Source organism: Gordonia sp. (in: high G+C Gram-positive bacteria) (assembly GCF_049299075.1).
In the GTDB taxonomy this organism is placed as follows: Bacteria; Actinomycetota; Actinomycetes; order Mycobacteriales; family Mycobacteriaceae; genus Gordonia.
Window position 1 is genome coordinate 1 of sequence record NZ_JBAQWU010000395.1, and the last position, 4,215, is coordinate 4,215.

General features: G+C 67.0%; 3 protein-coding genes and 1 pseudogene. All 4 read right to left on the bottom strand.

The window, feature by feature from the left end; all coding sequences use genetic code 11:
* A pseudogene (locus WAW85_RS12625) lies at positions 1 to 251 on the bottom strand (proteasome subunit beta); the annotation flags it as partial.
* Positions 248 to 439 (bottom strand): ubiquitin-like protein Pup, encoded by a 192-nt coding sequence (locus tag WAW85_RS12630; protein WP_422559955.1) that lies wholly within the window; start codon positions 437 to 439, stop codon positions 248 to 250. The gene WAW85_RS12630 and the pseudogene WAW85_RS12625, both read right to left, overlap by 4 nt.
* Before the next feature lie 82 nt (positions 440 to 521).
* Entirely contained in the window at positions 522 to 2,024 is a 1,503-nt protein-coding gene (gene dop, locus WAW85_RS12635; protein WP_422559956.1) for a depupylase/deamidase Dop, read from the bottom strand.
* A gap of 17 nt (positions 2,025 to 2,041) precedes the next feature.
* Positions 2,042 to 4,215 (bottom strand): ATP-binding cassette domain-containing protein (locus tag WAW85_RS12640; RefSeq protein ID WP_422559957.1); only part of this gene is annotated, 2,174 nt, incomplete at its 5' end.

Genomic DNA, 4,215 nt, shown 5'->3' on the forward strand with positions numbered 1-4,215 from the left:
ATATCGCGGGTAGCGATCACATTGCCCATCGTCGCGCGGCGATCGCCCGCCAGCACGACCCCGCCGGGATAGGCGACCGCGACGATCGTCGTCCCGTGCGGCAGGTCCGCCCCGGCCCCCGAAAGCATCCCCGCCCCCGCCCCCTGAACCGTCCCCGCCCCCGCCCCCTGAGCTTGTCGAAGGGTCCCCCCGGGCAGCCGATCGGGAGCGTTGACCCGGAGGTATTCAGCGAACGACGAGGTGTCGTTCACTGGCCGCCCTTCTGGACATAGGCCTTCACGAATTCTTCCGCGTTCTCCTCGAGTACATCGTCGATCTCGTCGAGTAGATCGTCGGTCTCGCTGGCGAGCTTCTCGCGGCGCTCCTGACCTGCGGGGCCGCCGCCGATCGCATCGTCATCACCGCTGCCGCCGCCGCGTGTGGTCTGCTCCTGCGCCATCGAAAGCCTCCTGGAAGAAGTAGTGGGTCCACCCTACCGGTGCCGGGCTCCCGCTCGGGGAGGGCCGCAGATGCCCGCCGGGCTAGGCCTTCAAGCCAGTGACGACATCGGCTGCGGAGGTGGCCGACTCGAGCAGGTCGCCGACCATCTCCTTGGTACCGCGCAACGGTTCCATAGTGGGAATACGGACGAGCGTGTCCTCGCCAAGGTCGAAGATCACCGAGTCCCAGCTGGCCGCGGCGACGTCGGCGCCGAACCGGCTGACGCAGGTGCCGCGGAAATAGGCGCGGGTGTCGGCCGGCGGGTTCGCCACCGCCCGTTGCACCTGCTCTTCGGTCACCAGGCGCGACATGGAGCCGCGGGCAACGAGACGGTTGTACAGTCCCTTGTCCAGGCGGACGTCGGAGTATTGCAGGTCGATGAGCTTGAGTCGCGAGGCGCCCCACGAGAGGCCTTCGCGCTGCCGGAAACCCTCCAGAAGACGCAGCTTTGCCGGCCAATCCAGAATCTCGGCGCATTCCATCGGATCGCGCTCTAGCTTGTCGAGGACATCGGCCCAGGTCTCGACGACATGGGCGGCACGCGGGTCGTCGTTTGCCGTGCGCGCGTGGTGATCGCGGACCCGTGCCAGATATTCGCGCTGCAGCGCCAAACCGGTCAGCTCGCGTCCATCAGCCAATGCCACCGCGGTGGTGAGCGTCGGGTCGTGGCTGATCTCGTGAACGGCGTTCACCGGCCAGGCCAGCGCTAGATCGGACAGATCGACGCCAGCCTCGATCAAGTCAAGCACCAACGCCGTGGTACCCACCTTCAGGTAGGTGGCGGTCTCGGCCAGATTCGCGTCGCCGATGATCACATGCAGACGCCGGTACTTGTCCGGCTCGGCATGCGGCTCGTCGCGGGTATTGATCAGGCCACGCTTGAGGGTGGTCTCCAGGCCGACTTCCACCTCGATGTAGTCGGCGCGCTGACTCAGCTGATACCCGTCCTCTTCGCCGTGCTGACCGATCCCGACGCGGCCGGAACCGCAGATCACCTGGCGCGAAGCGAAAAACGGCATGAGGCCGGTGACGATCGCATCGAACGGCGTCTCCCGCTTGCACAGGTAGTTTTCGTGCGTGCCATACGACGCGCCTTTTCCGTCGATGTTGTTCTTGTACAGTTGCAGCTTCGGAGCACCCGGAACGCTCGCTGCGTAGCGGGCGGCCTCCTCCATCACGCGCTCGCCAGCCTTATCCCAGATCACTGCATCCAGCGGATCGCGTACCTCCGGTGCGGAGTACTCGGGATGGGCGTGATCGACGTACAGGCGCGCGCCGTTGGTGAGGATCATATTGGCCGCACCGATCTCATCGGCGTCGATGATCGGTGCCGGACCGCGATGGCGCCCGAGGTCGTAGCCGCGGGCGTCGCGCATCGGCGACTCCACTTCGTAATCCCACCGGGTGCGCTGCTCACGGCGTGGCACCTCGGCCGCCGCCGCATAGGCCAGCACCGCCTGGGTGGAGGTCATGATCGGGTTGGCGCTCCGGTCGCCCGGTGCGGAGATCCCGTATTCCACTTCCGTGCCGATGATCCGTTCCATGGACGCCAGCCTATTCCTCAGCGCTTACGGAGCTTCAATCGCGAGTAGATCAGCGCTGTCAGCGCCACTGCCATCACACCCAGCACGCTGTAGCAGAGCACCGCGTGTGCGATCTCCGGCTCCCACAGCGGGTAGTCGCCGGAGCTGACCTGTTCGGCCTGCGGATTGGTCTTGGGCAGATCGACCGCCTGCGCGGCCGCCGCGTAACCCCAGAACGCCGGAAAGATCCAGGACAGGAACCCGCCGGGGCCGGTGATCGCAAACAGACCGCCAGAGAACACCAGCTGCACCATGACCACGATGACCAACGGCGGCATGGTCTGCTCGTTCGATTTCACCAGCGCCGAGATCGCCAGTCCTACCAGCGTGCTGACACAGGCCAGCGCCGCGATCGCGACAAACAGCGCTACCGGCGGCGGTAGCAGCACCCCGCCCTCCTCCGGCAGACCGCGCAGCGCGAAGGTGATGCCCAGCATCACGGCGGCCTGCAGAATCGCGAGCGCGAAGAACACGACCACTTTGGCGAACAGATATGCCTCGGGCCGCAGGCCGACCGCCCGTTCCCGTTCGAAGATCGCGCGCTCGGACACCAGATCACGCACGGTCAGCGCCGCACCCATGAACGCCGCGCCAATCACCAGCACCACCAGCAATTTCACCGCCGCCGAGGCGCGCGGATCGGCCGGGTCTGCCCCGAAATCGGCGTCGCCGGGAATCACCAACGTGAGCAGACCGAGCACTACCGGCAGGGCAATCAAGAAGGCCAGGTAGCCGGTGTCGGCGAAAATCAGCCGGACCTGGCGCCGGGCCACCGTACTGAGTTGGCGCATCGGCTGGGCCTGCGGCGCCGGCGCCGAAGGACCCCACGCAGGGGCGGCGGGTGGTGGACGGTGCGGGTGCCGACGACGGTACTCATCCCAGACCGCGTCCGGTTCACGGGCGGTGCGCTCGAAGATCTCAGCCCAGTCGTCGGTACCGAGTTCGGCCGATTTGGTCTTGGGATCACCGCAGTAGGCGGTCTTGCCTCCCGGCGCCAACAGCAGCACCTGATCGCAGATTTCCAGGTGCGCCACCGAGTGCGTCACCACCAGCACCACACGGCCGGCGTCGGCCAGCGCCCGCAGCGTCTGCATCACCTGGCGGTCCAGCGCCGGGTCCAGGCCCGAGGTCGGCTCGTCGAGAATCAGCAGAGACGGCCCGGTAAGGAGTTCCATAGCGACCGACGCGCGCTTACGCTGCCCACCGGAAAGCTTGTCGATCCGGGTTTGCGCGTGCTCGGTCAGCGAGAGCTCGGCCAGGACTCCATCGATCACCGCATCGCGATCGGATGTCGAGAGATCGGCGGGCAGTCGCAGCTCTGCGGCATAGCGCAGCGCCTGGCGGACGGTCAGCTTGCTGTGCAGGACGTCATCCTGCGGAACCATGCCGATGCGGTTGCGCAGCGCCTCGTATTCGGCATTCACATCGCGGCCTTCGAAGGTCACCCGGCCCACGGTCGGACTGTTCAGTCCGGCCGCGATCTTGGAGACCGTCGACTTACCTGCGCCTGACGGACCAATGATGGCGGTCAGAGTGCCCGGGGCAGCCTGGAAACAAATGTCGTTGAGGAGCACCTTGCCACCGTCGACAGTCAGGCCGATGCCGTCGAGTTGCAGGCCGCCGCCGACCATAGCGCGGGCTTGGCCGCGCATGAGGTTGCCACCAGACACCACGAAGTCACTATTGCCGATGGTCACGACATCGTTCTCCGTCAGCGACTGCCGCGAGACCCGGTGACCGTTCACGAAGGTGCCGTTGACGCTGTCGAGATCCTCGATCACGAGGCCACCGCCGGCCGGGGTGAGGCGCGCGTGGCGGCGCGACGCCAGCACGTCGTTGACGACAATGTCGTTATCCGGGGTGCGCCCAACGCTCCGCGCGCCGGTGACCGCAATGGTCTCGCGTCCACCGCGCAGTTCACCGGGCACCTGGTAGACCGCCGACGCGTTATTGTGCAGGGCCGCCAGGTGCGGCGCGTCGGGCAGAGTCCCGAATGCGGGCGGCGGGGCCGGACGACCGAAACCCTGACTGCCCGGGTTCGACGAGAACGGGTTCGACGAGAACGGCGCCGATGGCGGGTGCTGCCGCGGGACCGGACGCGACGGCGGCTGCGGTGCGCGCTGCTGCTGGGCACGCATCGGCGGTGCAGCCG